At 70.4% G+C, this 15961-nt stretch carries 17 protein-coding genes and 1 tRNA gene; 10 read left to right on the forward strand and 8 right to left on the reverse strand.

What is annotated here, in order from left to right; all coding sequences use genetic code 11:
• Positions 1–36: 36 nt before the first annotated feature.
• The 4 genes from rsrA to OG828_RS17695 all read right to left on the reverse strand — a co-directional run bounded on the left by rsrA (position 37) and on the right by OG828_RS17695 (position 2723).
• Entirely contained in the window at positions 37–339 is a 303-nt protein-coding gene (rsrA, locus tag OG828_RS17680; protein ID WP_210572346.1) for a mycothiol system anti-sigma-R factor, read from the reverse strand.
• On the reverse strand, positions 336–1019 hold the full coding sequence (gene sigR, locus OG828_RS17685) for an RNA polymerase sigma factor SigR (protein WP_328357242.1): 684 nt from the start codon (positions 1017–1019) through the stop codon (positions 336–338). The genes rsrA and sigR overlap by 4 nt, the downstream gene beginning before the upstream one ends.
• 257 nt (positions 1020–1276) lie before the next feature.
• A complete protein-coding gene (locus OG828_RS17690) occupies positions 1277–1906 on the reverse strand; it encodes an alpha/beta hydrolase family protein (RefSeq protein WP_328357245.1) in 630 nt (209 codons plus the stop codon).
• Position 1907: 1 nt separating this feature from the next.
• Positions 1908–2723: an SOS response-associated peptidase gene (locus tag OG828_RS17695; protein WP_328357248.1), complete on the reverse strand. Its 816-nt coding sequence runs from the start codon at positions 2721–2723 to the stop codon at positions 1908–1910.
• Positions 2724–2773: 50 nt separating this feature from the next.
• Here OG828_RS17695 and OG828_RS17700 point away from each other — a divergent pair, with 50 nt between their 5' ends.
• The 4 genes from OG828_RS17700 to OG828_RS17715 all read left to right on the forward strand — a co-directional run bounded on the left by OG828_RS17700 (position 2774) and on the right by OG828_RS17715 (position 6348).
• Positions 2774–3487, forward strand: a complete 714-nt coding sequence (locus OG828_RS17700) for a M50 family metallopeptidase (protein WP_328357251.1) — start codon at positions 2774–2776, stop codon at positions 3485–3487.
• 86 nt (positions 3488–3573) lie between these two features.
• A complete protein-coding gene (aroA, locus tag OG828_RS17705) occupies positions 3574–4899 on the forward strand; it encodes a 3-phosphoshikimate 1-carboxyvinyltransferase (protein ID WP_328357253.1) in 1326 nt (441 codons plus the stop codon).
• A 12-nt stretch (positions 4900–4911) separates the two neighbouring features.
• Positions 4912–5919 carry a ribosome small subunit-dependent GTPase A gene (gene rsgA, locus OG828_RS17710; RefSeq protein WP_328438640.1) on the forward strand — a complete coding sequence of 336 codons (1008 nt, stop codon included), beginning with the start codon at positions 4912–4914 and terminating at the stop codon, positions 5917–5919.
• Positions 5920–6024: 105 nt separating this feature from the next.
• Positions 6025–6348 (forward strand): DMT family transporter, encoded by a 324-nt coding sequence (locus OG828_RS17715; RefSeq protein WP_328357259.1) that lies wholly within the window; start codon positions 6025–6027, stop codon positions 6346–6348.
• A 7-nt stretch (positions 6349–6355) separates the two neighbouring features.
• Here the strand turns inward: OG828_RS17715 and OG828_RS17720 are convergent, their stop codons facing one another.
• The gene (locus OG828_RS17720) at positions 6356–6964 is read right to left on the reverse strand and encodes a TetR/AcrR family transcriptional regulator (protein ID WP_328438643.1); all 609 of its coding nucleotides are present in this window, start codon (positions 6962–6964) and stop codon (positions 6356–6358) included.
• 187 nt (positions 6965–7151) lie between these two features.
• On the opposite strand from OG828_RS17720, the gene hisN reads away from it, so the two are divergent.
• Both hisN and OG828_RS17730 read left to right on the forward strand, forming a co-directional pair.
• A complete protein-coding gene (hisN, locus tag OG828_RS17725; RefSeq protein ID WP_328438644.1) occupies positions 7152–7952 on the forward strand; it encodes a histidinol-phosphatase in 801 nt (266 codons plus the stop codon).
• A 142-nt stretch (positions 7953–8094) separates the two neighbouring features.
• A complete protein-coding gene (locus OG828_RS17730) occupies positions 8095–8487 on the forward strand; it encodes a CBS domain-containing protein (RefSeq protein ID WP_210572943.1) in 393 nt (130 codons plus the stop codon).
• Positions 8488–8565: 78 nt separating this feature from the next.
• On the opposite strand, the gene OG828_RS17735 is transcribed toward OG828_RS17730, so the two are convergent.
• Entirely contained in the window at positions 8566–10035 is a 1470-nt protein-coding gene (locus tag OG828_RS17735) for a catalase (RefSeq protein WP_328442351.1), read from the reverse strand.
• Positions 10036–10148: 113 nt separating this feature from the next.
• On the opposite strand from OG828_RS17735, the gene OG828_RS17740 reads away from it, so the two are divergent.
• The 4 genes from OG828_RS17740 (at position 10149) to OG828_RS17755 (ending at position 13497) form a co-directional block, all read left to right on the forward strand.
• Positions 10149–10565, forward strand: a complete 417-nt coding sequence (locus OG828_RS17740; RefSeq protein WP_328357268.1) for a Fur family transcriptional regulator — start codon at positions 10149–10151, stop codon at positions 10563–10565.
• Between the two features lie 150 nt (positions 10566–10715).
• Positions 10716–11483, forward strand: a complete 768-nt coding sequence (locus OG828_RS17745) for an ABC transporter ATP-binding protein (protein ID WP_328357271.1) — start codon at positions 10716–10718, stop codon at positions 11481–11483.
• On the forward strand, positions 11480–12340 hold the full coding sequence (locus OG828_RS17750; protein WP_328438645.1) for an ABC transporter permease: 861 nt from the start codon (positions 11480–11482) through the stop codon (positions 12338–12340). Before OG828_RS17745 ends, OG828_RS17750 begins: the two co-directional genes overlap by 4 nt.
• Complete coding sequence (locus tag OG828_RS17755; protein WP_328501684.1) at positions 12337–13497, forward strand: ABC transporter substrate-binding protein; 1161 nt, start codon at positions 12337–12339, stop codon at positions 13495–13497. Before OG828_RS17750 ends, OG828_RS17755 begins: the two co-directional genes overlap by 4 nt.
• Positions 13498–13548: 51 nt before the next feature.
• Here the strand turns inward: OG828_RS17755 and OG828_RS17760 are convergent.
• Positions 13549–13622 (reverse strand) — tRNA-Met (locus OG828_RS17760).
• 259 nt (positions 13623–13881) lie between these two features.
• Positions 13882–15795 (reverse strand): tetratricopeptide repeat protein, encoded by a 1914-nt coding sequence (locus OG828_RS17765; RefSeq protein ID WP_328501685.1) that lies wholly within the window; start codon positions 15793–15795, stop codon positions 13882–13884.
• Positions 15796–15961: the final 166 nt, after the last annotated feature.

Raw genomic sequence — 15961 nt, forward strand, 5'->3', positions numbered from 1 at the left:
ACCCGCGGTTAGCACGTTCGAGTGACGACAGGCCGTTCAGGATTCCTGCGGGGTCGCCGTCACGTCGTGGTCCGGGACTGCCTGCCCGGAGCGGATCAGGTCGATCCGCCCCAGGACCTTGGAGCGCAGGTCGGTGGGTACGTCGTCGTGACCGCAGCACCGCTTGACGAGCTTCTTGACGGCCTCTTCGAGCCCGTACTTCTCCAGGCACGGCGAGCACTCCTTGAAGTGCTGCTTGAACTTGGCGCGATCGACGTCCGGCATCTCACTGTCGAGGAACTCGTAGAGATGGTCCAGGACTTCACTGCAGTCCGTCTCGTGCGGCTCTCCGCAGCTCATGAGCCCGAGCCTTTCGCTTCGTTCGACTCTCCGGCGCCGGCCGGGACCAGTCCGCGCTCACGGGCGTAGTCCTCGAGCATGCCGCGCAGTTGACGGCGGCCCCGGTGCAGCCGGGACATCACCGTACCGATGGGTGTCCCCATGATGTCCGCGATCTCCTTGTACGCAAAGCCTTCTACGTCCGCGAGATAGACGGCGATGCGGAATTCCTCGGGGATCGCCTGCAACGCTTCCTTCACGTCCGAGTCGGGCAGATGGTCGAGCGCCTGCGACTCCGCGGAGCGCAGACCCGTCGACATGTGCGACTCGGCACGGGCGAGCTGCCAGTCCTCGATCTCCTCGGCCGCGGAGCGCTGGGGTTCACGCTGCTTCTTGCGGTACGAGTTGATGAAGGTGTTGGTGAGGATCCGGTACAGCCACGCCTTGAGGTTGGTGCCCTCGCGGAACTGGTGGAAGGACGCGTACGCCTTGGCGTACGTCTCCTGCACCAGGTCCTCGGCGTCGGCCGGGTTGCGCGTCATGCGCAGCGCGGCCGAGTACATCTGGTCGAGGAATTCGAGCGCGTCCCGCTCGAAGCGCACGTTGCGCTCCGTGGTGGACTCCGCGCCCATGCCCTGGCCCTCGGGCTGCTCCGCCTGGCCGTTGTCGGTCCCTGCGTCGATCCCAGTGACCGGACCCACCTCCTCAAGATTCCGGGCAGCACCGATACCGGTGTCACCAGACTCGGAGGATAGACGACGACCCGACCCCGCCGCCCCTCGAATCGGGGTGGTCTTGGCCGCGTGCAGCACCGTCCAGTCCAGGTCAGTGCGGCTGCTGCGGCTCGGGCATACGGTCGAACCCATGCGGCGGACTTCCTCTCCCACGACGTCGGTGCTGGTCTCTCAGCACTTCTGTCCCGCTCAACAGTGGTCCGCGGCCCAACATTCCCGGGCCTTTACCCCAGTGACCCGGCCCACTTCACCACCGCGTCGGTGATGAGCGCCACGACCTCGTCCGGCTCGATCTCCGCCCGCTTGGGCACGGCGAAGCCATGATCGCCGTACGGCACCTCGACCAGTTCATAAGTGCCCTTCGGGAATTCCTCCGGCCTCCCGAACGGGTCGTTGCCGCCCTGCACGACGAGGGTGGGCACCCCGGCGCCGAGCAGTTCGTCGGCGCGGGACTTCTCGGGCCTGCCGGGCGGGTGCAGCGGGAAGCTGAGGGCGAGGACGCCGGCGGCTCCCAGCTCCACGGCCGTACGGCAGGCGACGCGGGCCCCGGCGCTGCGTCCGCCCGAGATCACGGGCAGCCCGGACCCGGCGACCGCGGGCCAGATGCCCCGCCACCCCACGTCCAGCGTCTTCGGCGCGGGCGCCACCTTCTTCCCGGCCACCCGCCAGGGCTGCTCCACGAGGGCGACGCTCACGCCGTGCCCCGGCAGCTCGGCGGCGATCGCCCGAAGGTCCCGCGCCTCGATGCCGCCGCCCGCGCCGTGGCTCACCGCCAGCACGAGCCGCGGCTTCCTCGCCCGGTGCCAGGTGATGCGGGCGTCCCCCGCGTCGGTGCTGATGATCTCGGTCGTCACGCTAGAAGAGTGTGCCCTCTTCGGGCCCTTCCAGCTCCTTCAGCAAGTCCGGCCCGTTGTTGCGGACGTTGCTGACCGCGGTGGTGACGGGGTAGGCGCGCATCAGTCCGGGGGGCGGCGGGGCGAGCAGCTCGCGCAGCTCGTCGGGGTCGGTGCGGGACGGGTCGAGCCAGCTGTCCCAGCGGTCGGGTGTCAGCATCAGCGGCATCCGAGGGTGGATGTCGGCCAGCACGTACGGCCCGTCGGCGGGCGCCACCGCCAGCGGGGTCTGCTCCGCCTCCGTCGTGATCACCGAGCAGGTCACCCACCAGGCCTGCGGATGCTCGTCGGGCAGCGTCTTGTCCCGCCAGAACTCGTACAGCCCGGCCATGGCGAACACGGACCCGTCGGCGGGGAGCACGAAATAGGGCTGCTTGCGCGGCCGTTTCTTCTTCCCCTCCTCCTCCAGGTCCCGCTCCTGCTTGCCGGTGACCCACTCGTAGTAGCCGTCGGCGGGCAGGATGCACCGACGGGCGGCGAAGGCACGGCGGTACGACGGCTTCTCGTGCACCGTCTCCGCCCGCGCGTTGATCATCCGCGCGCCGCCCTCGGGGGTCTTCGCCCAGGAGGGAACGAGCCCCCACTTGAGCTTGCGCAGCTGCCGAACCGGTCGCTTCTCGTCGGCGTCCTTCACAGGACGGTCCAGGACCGCGTAGACCTCTTTGGTCGGGGCCACGTTGTAGTCGGGCTCCAGGGTCTCCTCGGGCTCCCACTTCTCGATCTCAAAGATTCCTGCGAGATCCTCGGGCCTACGACTCGATGCATACCGTCCGCACATACGTGCCACACTGCCAGACTCCGTAAGAACAGAGGGAGCACCCCGGACACATGGACAGCAGCACAGCGACCTCTCTGTGGGACGAGCTGATCGGCACCCAGACCGACCCGGACGTGTGGGTGGTGATCGCGACCCTCGTCGCCGCGGTCGCGGTGGTCGTCCCACACGGCCTGTGGCGCCTCGCCCGCAACGCCATCACCATCGCCCACGAAGGCGGCCACGGCCTGGTCGCGCTGCTCACCGGCCGGCAGCTCACCGGCATACGCCTGCACTCCGACACCAGCGGCCTCACGGTCAGCCGCGGCAAGCCGTACGGCCTCGGCATGATCCTCACCGCCGCCTCCGGCTACACCGCTCCCCCACTCCTCGGCCTCGGCGGCGCGGCCCTGCTCGGCGCCGGCCGCATCACACTTCTGCTGTGGCTGGCCACGGCCCTGCTCCTGGCCATGCTGGTCATGATCCGCAACGCCTACGGCGCCCTGACGGTCGTCCTCACCGGCGGCACGTTCGTCCTGGTCTCCTGGCTGGCCGGCCCCCAGGTCCAGGCGGCCTTCGCGTACGCGGTGGTGTGGTTCCTGCTGCTGGGCGGCGTCCGTCCGGCATTCGAGCTGCAGGCCAAGAGGGCGCGGGGAGGAGCGGGGGACTCGGACGCGGATCAGCTGTCGAGGCTGACGCATGTGCCGGCGGGGATGTGGCTGTTCCTGTTCCACGCGGTGAGCTTGTGCTCGCTGATAGGCGGGGGACGTTGGCTGCTGGCGGTGTGAAGACGCCCCTTTAGGGGCGCGGGGAACTGCGCGACCAGCCCCGACGGCGCCGCACCCGAAGCACAGCCCCCTACTAGAGTGGGCTTATGGCTTTGAACCCCTCAGACACCGCCCTCTGGCCCGCCCCGCACGCGAGCGGAGCCGTCGACGCAACGGTCCACGTACCGGGGTCCAAGTCCGTCACCAACCGCGCACTCGTGCTGTCAGCCCTCGCCTCCGAGCCCGGCTGGCTCCGCCGCCCCCTCCGCTCCCGAGACACCCTGCTGATGGCCGACGCCCTACGCGCGATGGGCGTCGGCATCGAAGAGGGCGTAGGCCCCAACGGCACGGGCGAGACCTGGCGCGTGCTGCCCGCAGGGCTCCGCGGCCCCGCCACCATCGACGTCGGCAACGCGGGCACCGTCATGCGCTTCCTGCCTCCCGTCGCCGCCCTCGCCGACGGCGAGATCCACTTCGACGGCGACCCGAGGTCGTACGAGCGCCCCCTGAGCGGCGTGATCGACGCCCTGCGCGTCCTCGGCGCCCGGATCGACGACGACGGCCGCGGCACGCTGCCGCTGACCGTGCACGGCGGCGGCGCGCTGGACGGCGGCCCGGTGGAGGTCGACGCGTCCACGTCGTCCCAGTTCGTGAGCGCGCTGCTGCTCTCCGGCCCGCGCTTCAACCAGGGTGTGGAGGTCCGCCACATCGGCGCGACGCTGCCCTCGCTGCCCCACATCCGGATGACCGTCGACATGCTGCGCAGCGTCGGCGCCCAGGTGGACACCCCGGAGTCGGGCGGCGAGCCGAACGTCTGGCGGGTCACGCCGGGTGCGCTGCTCGGCCGGGACCTGACGGTGGAGCCGGATCTGTCCAACGCGCAGCCGTTCCTGGCGGCGGCGCTGGTGACCGGCGGCAAGGTGCTCGTCCCGGACTGGCCGACGCGGACCACCCAACCCGGTGACCGGCTGCGGGAGATCTTCACCGAGATGGGCGGTTCCTGCCAACTGACCGAGTACGGTCTGCAGTTCACCGGGTCCGGCGCGATCCACGGCATCGATGTCGACCTGAGTGACGTGGGCGAACTCACCCCCGGCATCGCGGCCGTGGCCGCCCTCGCCGACTCCCCCTCCACGCTGCGCGGCGTGGCGCATCTGCGGCTGCACGAGACGGACCGGCTGGCCGCGCTGACCAAGGAGATCAATGAACTCGGCGGCGATGTGACGGAGACCGCCGACGGGCTGCACATCCGCCCGCGCGCGCTGCACGGCGGGATCTTCCACACGTACGAGGACCACCGCATGGCCACCGCCGGCGCGATCATCGGCCTCGCGGTGGAGGGCGTGCAGATCGAGAACGTGGCGACGACGGCGAAGACGCTGCCGGACTTCCCCGACCTGTGGACCGGGATGCTCGGGAGCGACGGGGCGTAGGGGACACACGCCATGCGTCGCTACGGCAAGCACACCGACGAGGACGACATCCGCAGCCGCCCGAACCGCAAGGGCAACCGACCGCGTACGAACATCCGCCCCAAGCACGAGGACGCGGCCGAGGGAATGGTCCTCACCGTCGACCGCGGCCGTCTGACGTGTCTCGTCGACGACCGGATCGTCCTGGCGATGAAGGCCCGCGAACTGGGCCGCAAGGCCGCGGTGGTCGGCGACCGGGTGCACATCGTCGGCGACCTCTCCGGCCAGAAGGACACCCTCGCCCGCATCGTCCGCATCAGCCCGCGCACCTCGGTGCTGCGCCGCACCGCGGACGACGACGACCCGTACGAGCGCGTGGTCGTCGCCAACGCCGATCAACTCGCCATCGTCACCGCGCTCGCCGACCCCGAACCGCGCCCCCGCCTCGTCGACCGCTGCCTGGTGGCGGCGTTCGACGGCGGCCTGGAACCGCTGCTCGTGCTCACGAAGTCGGACCTCGCCCCGCCCGACAAGATCCTTGAGCTGTACGGCGCCCTCGACATCCCGCATGTCGTCACCAGCCGCGGGGAGCTGGAGAACGGCACCGCGGCGGACCGGGTGCTCGAGCAACTCGACGGCAAGATCACGGCGTTCGTGGGCCACTCCGGGGTCGGCAAGACCACGCTGGTCAATGCTCTGGTGCCGAAGGACCGCCGGCGCACCACCGGACATGTGAACGCGGTGACGGGCCGCGGCCGGCACACGACGACATCGGCGCTCGCGCTGCCGCTGCTGGGCGGCGGCTGGGTCATCGACACCCCGGGCCTGCGGTCGTTCGGGCTGCACCACGTGGATCCGTCCCGGGTCATCCACGCCTTCCCCGACCTTGAGCCGGGCACCGAGGGCTGCCCGCGCGCGTGCAGTCACGACGAGCCCGACTGCGCGCTGGACGCGTGGGTGGCCGAGGGACACGCGGACCCGGCACGGCTCTACTCCCTGCGCCGATTGCTGTCCACGAGGGAACGGAAGGAAGGCGACTGACCTTCGCGTTGTTTGTCTGCACGCAAGGTCGGTAAGTGCATAATCGCACCGAGTCCGATCCAAGCCAGACGAAGCAGTCGACGTGTACACACGGGAGGACAAGACATGGCGTGGCTGCTGGTGGTTGTGGCAGGACTCCTCGAAACCGGTTTCGCCGTCTGTCTGAAGCTGTCGCACGGCTTCACCAGGCTGTGGCCGACCGTCGCCTTCTGCATCTTCGCGCTCGGCAGCTTCGGCCTGCTGACGCTGTCCCTGAAGAAGCTCGACGTGGGCCCCGCCTATGCGGTGTGGACGGGCATCGGCGCGGCGGGCACCGCCATCTACGGCATGATCTTCCTCGGCGACATCGTGTCGACGCTGAAGCTCGTCTCGATCAGCCTGGTGATCGTGGGCGTCATCGGGCTCCAGCTGTCGGGCTCGGCCCACTGACCCCGCATCACACCAACTGCCGGTGCAGCGCGCCCCGTACGAGATCCGCGACGCCTCCCTCGCCGGGCGGGGCCGCCACGCAGGACAGCGCCAGCCGGACAACCAGTTCGCAGGAGCGGGCCAGTTCGGCGGCTTCCGACTTGTGGGTGCCGGGTGCGACCAGCACCGCCATGGCGCGGTCACGGACCAGGGCCACGAAGTCACCGGGTGAGGGCAGCGGCCCGTCCGCCCGCCGCTGGGCCGGCACCGCCGAGGTGGACGGCACGGCCGAGAGCGTCGGCGAGGGCAGCCGCTCGCTCCAGCAGCCGGTGAGCATGGCCCGTACGAGCGCGTTCTCCCGGGCCGCCGACGCGGTCCACTCGGCGGTGGCGGTGAGCCGGTCGCGGGCGTCGTGGTTGGTGGCGAGGGCCCGCTCGACGCCGGCGAGATAGGCGTCGGCCTCTCTGCGGACCAGGGCCCTGGCAAGCCCTTCCTTGCTCCCGAACTCGTTGTAGAGCGTCTGCCGGGACACCCCGGCCGCCGCGGCCACATCCACCATCCGCACCGCGGCCCACGGCCGCCGCGCCAGCGCCGTGTAAGCGGCGTCCAGTAGGGATTCCCGCGCTGCAGGCATCATCGCCTCCCGAGCCCGACCGACTCTGCGCCCAGATTTGACGCGCACGGGCGCACTGTCAAGGGTTCGCGAGGGCACAAGGGGGCGCGCGACGCCTGGCGTAGGCCATCCGGGCGATCGGGCACCGTGCACACCGATCCCCCACATCCCGCTGTAGCCCGGCCGTGACCGCGAAAGATACGGTTCAAGCATGGCCGACTACCATGACGATCTCCGCTTCGCCCACGTCCTCGCGGACGCCGCCGACGCGACGACCATGGCCCGCTTCAAGGCCCTCGACCTGAAGGTGGAGACGAAGCCGGACATGACTCCGGTGAGCGAGGCGGACAAGGCCACCGAGGAGCTCATCCGCGGTCAGCTGCAGCGCGCCCGCCCCCGCGACGCGATCCTCGGCGAGGAGTACGGCATCGAGGGCACTGGCCCCCGGCGCTGGGTCGTCGACCCGATCGACGGCACCAAGAACTACGTACGCGGCGTCCCCGTCTGGGCCACGCTCATCTCGCTGACGGAGGCGAGCGAAGGCGGCTACGAGCCCGTCGTCGGCCTTGTCTCGGCCCCCGCGCTGGGCCGCCGCTGGTGGGCCGCGAAGGGGCACGGCGCGTTCACCGGCCGCAGCCTCTCCTCGGCCTCCCGGCTGCGCGTCTCCCGTGTCTCGAAGCTCTCCGACGCCTCCTTCGCGTACTCCTCGCTCACCGGCTGGGAGGACCAGGGCCGCCTGGGCGGCTTCCTGGACCTGACCCGCGAGGTGTGGCGCACGCGCGCGTACGGCGACTTCTGGCCGTACATGCTGGTCGCCGAAGGCGCCGTCGACATCTGCGCCGAGCCCGAGCTGTCCCTGTGGGACATGGCCGCGAACGCGATCATCGTGACGGAGGCCGGCGGCTCCTTCACCGGCCTCGACGGCCGCCCGGGCCCGCACAGCGGAAACGCGGCCGCGTCGAACGGTCTGTTGCACGAGGAGTTCCTGGGGTATCTCAACCAGCGCTACTGAGCTCCACGAGCTCCACGCGCCCCCTTGTTGACCGTCTCTTTGCCTGTCACTCTGAGAGTCCCACCCCTTGTGAATTTGTGAAACGTTGAACAAGCGGAGACGATGATCAAGGGGCGGAGACCCTCAGGAGGTGGCTGCATCCATGCTCGTCCGCGACGCCATGAGCACCGTGGTCCTCACCATCGGCCCCACCCACACCCTTCGCCAGGCCGCAGCGCTGATGTCCACCCGCCGGGTGGGCGCGGCCGTCGTCCTCGACCCCGACGCCGGCGGTATCGGCATCCTCACCGAACGCGACATCCTGATCTCCGTCGGCCTGGGCGAGGACCCGGACACGGAGTACGCCCACGCGCACACCACCACCGACGTCGTGTTCGCGGCTCCGTCCTGGACCCTGGAGGAGGCCGCCCACGCCATGGCACACGGTGGCTTCCGCCACCTGATCGTCCTCGACCACGACGAGCCCGTCGGCATCGTCTCGGTCCGCGACATCATCCGTTGCTGGGCTCCCCTGCGGCAGCAGGTACCGGCCTGAGCCCACGCGAACGGGCCGGAACCCCTTGTCCGGGGAATCCGGCCCGCTTCGGCAAGCGATCCAGTGCTGGTGGGTGTGTCAGCCGCGCAGGGCCTGGACCGCGGCCTCCAGCCGCTTGCCGAAGTCACCGTCCGCCTGACGGAAGTTGTCGATCGCGCGCTCGGCGATGTCGTCGCGCGAGACCTTGGCGATGAAGCCCGCCAGGTTGCCGATCAGACGCTCCTTCTCGTCCTCGGACATCAGCCGGTAGAGGTTGCCGGCCTGCACGAAGTCGTCGTCCTCGGCGTGCACCGGGGCCGGGTGGTTGCCCGTGCCGCCGTTCACGGCAGTGGCGGACCACAGCGGGCGGTCCGTCTGGAACGGGCCACCGAAGCTGTTCGGCTCATAGTTCTTCGCGCCCTTGTGGCGGCCGTCGTACAGGAAACCGTCACGGGAGTTGGTGCGTGCCTCGGTGGCGTGCGGGCGGTTCACCGGCAGGTGGTCGGCGTTGATGCCGACGCGGTAGCGGTGGGCGTCGCCGTACGCGAACAGCCGCCCCTGGAGCATCTTGTCGGGCGACGGACCGATGCCCGGCACGAAGTGCGCGGGGCTGAAGATGGACTGCTCGACCTCGGCGAAGATGTTCTCCGGGTTGCGGTTGAGCTCCAGCTTGCCGATCTCGATCGGCGGGTAGTCCTCGTGCGGCCACACCTTGGTGAGGTCGAACGGGTTGAAGCGGTACGTCGCCGCGTCCGCCTCCGGCATGATCTGCACCTGCACGGTCCAGGTCGGGAACTCGCCCCGCTCGATGGCCTCGCGCAGGTCGCGCTGATGGCTGTCGGGGTCCTCACCGGCGAGCCTGTTCGCCTCGGCCTGCGTGAGGTTCTTGATCCCCTGGTCGGTCTTGAAGTGGTACTTGACCCAGAAGACCTCGCCCGCCTCGTTGTTCCACTGGAACGTGTGCGAGCCGTAGCCGTTCATGTGGCGGTACGACGCCGGGATGCCGCGGTCGCCGAAGAGCCAGGTCACCTGGTGGGTCGACTCAGGGCTGAGACCCCAGAAGTCCCAGACGTTGTCCGCCTCCTGGGAGCCCGTGTAGGGGTCGCGCTTCTGGGTGTGGATGAAGTCCGGGAACTTGATGGCGTCCTTGATGAAGAACACCGGGGTGTTGTTGCCGACGAGGTCGTAATTGCCCTCCTCGGTGTAGAACTTCAGCGCCCAGCCGCGTGGGTCGCGCACCGCGTCGGCCGCACCGAGGTTGCCCGCGACCGTGGAGAAGCGCAGGAAGGTCTCGGTCTGCTTGCCGACCTCCGAGAGGAACTTGGCGCGCGTGTACCGCGTCACGTCGGCGGTCACCGTGAAGGTGCCGTAGGCGCCGGCGCCGCGAGCGTGCACCACGCGCTCCGGGATGCGCTCCCGGTTGAAGTGGGCCAGCTTCTCCAGCAGCAGCTGGTCCTGGACGAGCACGGGGCCGCCGACGCCCGCGGTCTCGCTGTTCTGGTTGTCGGCGACCGGTGCCCCGGCCTCCGTGGTGAGCGGTCCCTGCGTCACGTGCGCCTCCTGCGTCAGTTCTGCCCCCGTGCTGCTTCTGAACCAATCCTACATTAGACATAATCCAATTCAAGCAGGGATCCAAACTCACACCCATTCGGATTCTGGTCCTTAGCTGTTAAGCTGTGCGCATGAGCGACCTTCTGGAACGGCTGCGCGGACGCGGATGGCGGATGACCGCGCAGCGGCGCGTCGTGGCCGAGGTCCTCGACGGCGAACACGTCCACCTGACGGCCGACGAGGTCCACGCGCGAGCTGTGGCCAAGCTGCCCGAGATCTCCCGGGCGACCGTCTACAACACGCTGGGTGAGCTGGTGACCCTCGGCGAGGTGCTCGAGGTCGCCACCGACAAGCGCGCCAAGCGGTACGACCCGAACGCCCATCAGCCGCACCACCACCTGGTCTGCGCCCAGTGCGGCGCCATCCGGGACGTCCACCCCACCGGCAACCCGCTGGCCGACCTCCCCGACACGGAGCGCTTCGGCTTCACCGTCTCGGACGTCGAGGTGACCTACCGCGGGGTGTGCCCGAACTGCGCCACGGCGTAAGGACATACGCGTAGGCACATACGACTTCAAGCCCCGGCGCCGACAAGGCGCCGGGGCTTTCCGCTGCACCCGCACCCTTCCCGTATCTGACGGGTCGTCATATCGTCGGCGGCACCCACCAGTCCGTTCCGCACTCCGCGAGGAGACACCGTGGGAGAGCCGTATCCGAAACTCAGCGCCAGTGATCTGACCCGAACCTTCGGCCGGGGCCCCGGGGCCGTGCACGCCCTCGGCCCCCTCGATCTGGCCGTCGCCCCCGGCGAGTTCGTCTGCCTCGTCGGCCCCTCGGGCTGCGGCAAGTCCACGCTGCTGCGTATCGCAGCGGGCCTGCTCCGCCCGAGCACCGGCCGCCTGGAGATCCGTACCTCCAGCCCCCGCCCGGCCGCCATGATCTTCCAGGACTACGGCATCTACGACTGGAAGACCGTCCGCGCCAACGTCCGCTTCGGCCTGGACATCCAGCGCGTCCCGCGCCGCGAGGCGAACGCGCGCGCCGACGCCTGGCTGACCCGCATGGGCCTGGCCGACTTCGCCGACGCCTACCCGGCCACGCTCTCGGGAGGCATGCGCCAGCGCGTGGCGATCGCCCGGGCGCTCGCGGTGGAACCCGAACTCCTGCTCATGGACGAGCCGTTCGCCGCCCTCGACGCCCAGCTCCGCATGATCCTCCAGGACGAACTCCTGGGCATCACCCAGTCGCTGCGGACGACGACCCTCTTCATCACCCACAGCCTGGAGGAGGCGATCGTCCTCGGCGACCGCGTCCTGGTGATGTCGGCCCGCCCGGGCCGGCTCATCGCCGAACGCCACCCTCCGTTCCCGCGCCCACGCACCGGCGACATCCGCTCCACCCCCGAATTCACGACCCTCAAGACCGAGTTGTGGGACCTGCTGCGCAAGGAGGCGGTGCCGGCATGACGACGATCGCTCCCGACCGCACATCGGTCCTGGTCCGCGCTCCGGGCCCGCACGAACTCCATCCCGTACGCACCCACCGCCGCCGACGCGCCCTGGAACTGTCCCTCGCGGTCGCCGTCCCCCTCCTGCTGATCCTGCTCTGGCAACTGGCCGCCACCCAGGCCTGGATCGACGACCGCGTCTACCCGGCTCCGTCCACGATCCTCGCCGACGGCTGGGACCGGGCCGCGGCCGGCGACCTCTGGCCGGACGTATGGGCGACCCTGAAACGCGTCCTGGCGGGCTACGCGGTCGGCACGGCGGCCGGCTACGCCCTGGGCCTGCTGATGGGCTCGCTGTCGCTCGTACGGGCGGCGCTGGAGCCGCTTCTGGACGCCCTGTACGTCGTACCGAAACTGGCCCTGCTGCCGATCTTCCTGAACATGTTCGGCCTGGGCGAGGGCCCGCAGGTGGCCCTGGTGGCGGCGACGGTCTTCTTCTTCGTCTGGATCTCGACGATGTCCGCCGTCATGTCGGTCCCCTCCGGCCACCGCGACGCGGGCCAGGTCTTCGGCGCCTCACCCTGGCAGATGTTCCGGCACGTCCTGCTGCCCGCCTCCCTCCCCGCGGTCCTGGTCGGCGCCCGGATCGCGGCGGGCGTGGCGGTCCTCGTCATCGTCGCCTCGGAACAGATCGCCGCGACGAACGGCCTCGGCCACCTGATCTTCGACTCCCGCGCGCTCTTCCAGAACGACGTCATGTTCGTCGGCATCGTCTGCGTGGCCGTCCTGGGCGTGCTCTTCTCCGAACTGGTGCGTGTCGTCGGCCGATTGCTCACACCGTGGGCACCACGGGACAGGGGACGGGGCCAGTCATGAGGATCCGTTTGTTTCGTTCGCTTCGTTCGTACGGTGTCGCAGTCGCCGTCGCCGGACTGCTGGCGTCGGCGGGCTGCTCGGCGTCGCCGTCGTCCCGCTCGGAACCTCAGGCGGACGCGGCTTCGCGCACGATCCGCCTGGTGCGGGGCTGCGGGGAGACGTCGTGGACCGATCCTGCCGACATGTCCCCGAAGCGACAACCGGCGCGCTGTGAGCCGGGAGCGCCTGCCCCGCGGCGGCTGCCCGAGACACGGAAACTGACGATCGCGACGGGGACGCTGAGCGCGGAGTATGTGGCGCCGCTGCAAGTCGCCCTCGACAAGGGCGAGTTCAAGCGGGAGGGCCTGGACGTCACCCTGAAGGTGCTGCCCACGCCGGACGCGCTGCCGTTGCTGGCCAAGGGCGAGATCGACGCGCTCTGGGCGGCACCGGAAGCGGCGGTGATGAACGGGCTGCGGGGCGGCTTCGACATCAAGTGGGTCGCCGGGAACTTCTCACCCGACCCCACGTCGAAGAGCGGCCTGTGGGTCCGCCTGAAGGAGGGCGAGAGCGCGGAGCGGGTGGCCATGGCCGGCCGCAAGCTGGGCACGATGATCGGCAAGGGCTCCGTGATCGCGTACCCGATGGAACAGGCCCTGGAGCAGCACGGCGGCGGCCTCGACAAGATCCAGTACCAGCAGCTCGGCTCCGCCGACGTCCTCACCGCCCTCCAGAACGGCGGCGTCGACTCCGCCTGGCTCCTCGACCCGGTCTGGCGCAAGGTCGACGGCACACCCGGATACGCCTTCCTGGGCGGCCAGCCCCCCGGCGAGCCCCTGGGCGGCCTGCTGTACGGCCCGAGCCTCCTGAACGACGACGTGGACGCGGGCGTGGCCCTCATCCGGGCCTACATCCGCACGGTGAACTCGTACTTCGCGTCCGACTACAAGAAGAATGCGAGCTTCGTCACATACCTGGCGAATCTCCTCAAGGCCGACAAGGAGATCCTCCAGTCGACCCCGTCCCTCCGCATGGACTGGGAGATCCGCGCGGGCACGACGGACCGCCTCCAGTCCGCGTACGCCGCCCAGGGCGTGGCGGAGGGCGACCCCCTACCGGAATCCCGGACGGTGAACCGAACCCTCTACGAGGAGGCAGTGGGCCACCGCCACTCCTGACACACACCTGGGGCCCGGATCCTCTTCAGGATCCGGGCCCCAGGCCTTCAGTAGCGGGGACAGGATTTGAACCTGCGACCTCTGGGTTATGAGCCCAGCGAGCTACCGAGCTGCTCCACCCCGCGTCGATGAATGGAACATTACGTCAAGGACGCGGACAGAGGCAAATCGCTTTACGGTCAGCTCAGCTGCGGGCAGTCGTGCCCCGGGGCGGCGCCCACCCAGCAGGCGACAGGCCGTCCCGCCAAGCTGCGGGCATGCGTGCCGCCTGGGGCGGCACGGGTGGGCGCAGGCGGCGCCCCGTCAGCGCCGGGCTGCGCGACCCACCTCACCCCGGCCCTCACGCCGGTCAACCAGCAAACCGGCTCCAGCACAGGCGCAGCGTCACGCTGACAGTTCCTCCCGCAACGCGTCCCGCAACCGCCCCGCCCGCTCCGAAACCTCCGCCGGCCCCAGCGTCACCGCACGATCAGCCCACCGCTGCCCCTCAGCCAGCTCCCCACGACGCGCGTAGACCAGGGCAAGCCGCAACGCCGCCCGCCCATGCCCCGCGTCAGCGGCCCGCGTCCACCACACGGCGGCCTCGGGCTCACTCCCCTCCCGGGCCAACAGCAGCCCAAGATTGAACGCCCCGTTCCGGGACCCGGCCTCCGCAGCCTCCCGATACCACCGAGCCGCCTCGACGACATCGCCCCGCGCGGCGGCGAGCATCCCGACCCGCACCTGCGCCCGCCGATGCCCTTGCGACGCCGCCCGCTCGTACCACTCCTCGCACTCGCTCCGCTCCCGCACCGGCTCCCCGAGCTCATGCGCGGGCTCAGGCGGCCGCCGCGCGTCCAGCACGGTCGCCAGCCGATACGCGGCCTCGGCACTCCCGCCCCCCGCCGCACACCGCAGATGCCGCTCGGCCGCCCGCTCATCGCCCTCACGCAACCGCGCGATCCCGACCTGAAGCGCCGCCTCCGTATGCCCGGCGGCGGCGGCACGCTCGTAGCACCGCAGCGCGACCTCGTCCTCACCCCGCCCGGCGTACAGGATCCCGAGGTTGAACGCGGCGTCCACGCTCCCGGCCTCCGCGGCCTTGGAGAACCACGGCTCGGCACCGCCCGTGTCGCCACCCTGGAGCAGCAGGATCGCCAGCGCGTTCGCCGCCTCCCGGTGCCCGGCGTACGCCGCACGCCGGTACCACTGCTCGGCCTGCGCGGTCCGCCCCTGCTCGGCGCAGAGCAGCCCGAGGTTGTACGCGCCGTTGACGTCACCGGCATCCATCGCGGCCCGGTACCACCGCTCGGCGGTCTGGGTCTCCCCACGCTCGGCATGCAGCGCGCCCAGCGCGTTCGCCGCGTTGCCGTCGCCGTCCTGGGCGGCCCGCAGCCACCACACGGCGGCGCTCTCGGAGTCGCCGGCGTCGCGCAGCAGGAACCCGAGCGCGCAGGCGGCCCGTGCCTCGCCGTCCTTGGCGGACGTCAAGTACCAGCGCCCGGCCTCCTTCAACTGCCCACGCTTCTCCAGGATCGCCCCGAGGTGCAGCGCGGCCCGCCGGTGCCCGCGCGCGGCGGCCTGCCGGTACCACTGCTCGGCCTCGCCCACGAGCGCAGCGCCGGCACCGTCGTCGGTCCCGGTCTCGCCCTCCTGCGCGGCCTTGCGGTCGATCGCCCGCGCCAGCCGGTACGCCGCCTCCCGGTGCCCCCGCTCCGCCGCGGCCCGCATCCACGCGCCGGCCCCGTCGTCGCCCCGGTGCTCCAGCAGATCGGCGAGCGCGTACGCGCCGAGGGCGTGCCCCTGCTCGGCGGACTGACGCAGCCAGTACTCGGCTGCGGGCTCGTCGCCGCGCTCCCGGTGGTGACGGCCCAGCGCATGCGCGGCGGCGGCGGATCCGGCGACGGCGGCGATGCGCCACCAGCCGGCGGCCTCGTCGGCGTACCCGCGCTGGTGCAGCAGGACACCCAGGTTGTTGGCGGCGGCCCGGTCACCGGCCGCGGTGGCGGCGCGCAGATGGGATTCGGCTCCGTCGAGATCACCGCGGCGCAGCAGCAGGGCCCCGAGGACACTCATCGCCTCGACGTCACCGGCTTCGGCGGCGAGCCGCTGCCGGGCCTCCTCGGCGGCATCACCGGTTTCGTCCCGGTCCGCGGACTGAACGAATTCGTTCACGCGACGCTCAAGATCGGTCGCAGATGAGGCCATGGGTGACGGGAATTCGGGCACGGACATATCGCCCGTCGACTGCGAAACGTCGGCAGGCTCCCCAAACCGCCCTGTCTCCAACAGAGTCGCCTTGTCCCCCATAACGTCCATCGTCGCACCACCTGCAACCTGGGTACACCTGGTATACCGCAGCCAGTGAGGTCACTTCAGCGTTTTGTCGACTTGCCCACAGAACGACAAGTCAAACACACACCGCTCAACTCCCCACGACGGCACGGCCGTCCCGGAGGTCGGCACATGCGTTCGCAGATACACC

Source organism: Streptomyces sp. NBC_00457, assembly GCF_036014015.1.
GTDB lineage: Bacteria > Actinomycetota > Actinomycetes > Streptomycetales > Streptomycetaceae > Streptomyces.